This is a genomic window from Cellulomonas sp. P4_H12, assembly GCF_056400905.1.
In genome coordinates this window covers 1-605 of the sequence record NZ_JBFUKJ010000107.1, presented here as the reverse complement: position 1 = coordinate 605, position 605 = coordinate 1, and the positions used below count along the sequence as shown (strand labels likewise).

Sequence of the window (605 nt, the reverse complement as noted above, 5' to 3'; positions counted from 1 at the left end):
TGGTGCAGCGGATCTCGGCGCTCGGCGACGACCTGCCCGAGGTGCGCGAGCTGGTGTGCGAACCGGTGCTGGCCAGCGCGTCCGGGGCAGTGGTCACCGACGCGCGGGTGCGGATCGGCCCGGAGCCGAGCGGCCGGGTGGACCTGGGGCCGCGCCGGCTCCGATAGCCCAGACGCCCCCCCGGTCGCGGGCGGGGTCAGGCCGCGTCGGGCACCACGACGACGGTCCGGTGGCCGTGACGGACCAGGCTGCCGGACACCGAGGTGCCGAGGAGCCGTTCGACCCAGGACAGCATGCGGTGGCGGGGACTGCCGACGAGGATCATCGTTGCGTCGTTCTCCCGGGCGACGGTGCGCAGCAGGTTCGCCGGGTCGCCGCGGGCGCAGTGGTAGGTCCACCGCTGCGTGCACGTGGCCATCAGCCGCTCGGTCTCGGCCCGGGTCCGCTCGAGGTGCCCCAGGACCTGTTCGTCGAAGTCCGGCAACTCGGGGTCGACGGGGATGTCCTCGATGTCGACGACGTGTACCACGTCGAGGTGGGCGTTCAGCGACGTGGCGAGTTCGATCGCGTAGGCGAGCGCGCGGTGGCTGGGGCCGTGGTCGTCC

At 73.6% G+C, this 605-nt stretch carries 2 protein-coding genes; one reads left to right on the top strand and one right to left on the bottom strand.

What is annotated here, in order from left to right; all coding sequences use genetic code 11:
• Window positions 1-2 precede the first annotated feature (2 nt).
• Window positions 3-167, top strand: coding sequence for an acetate--CoA ligase family protein (locus AC1DQC_RS20010; protein WP_477052978.1), 165 nt, complete (start codon window positions 3-5; stop codon window positions 165-167).
• A gap of 29 nt (window positions 168-196) precedes the next feature.
• On the opposite strand, the gene AC1DQC_RS20005 is transcribed toward AC1DQC_RS20010, so the two are convergent.
• A partial coding sequence (locus AC1DQC_RS20005) for a universal stress protein (protein ID WP_477052977.1) occupies window positions 197-605 on the bottom strand: 409 nt, incomplete at its 5' end.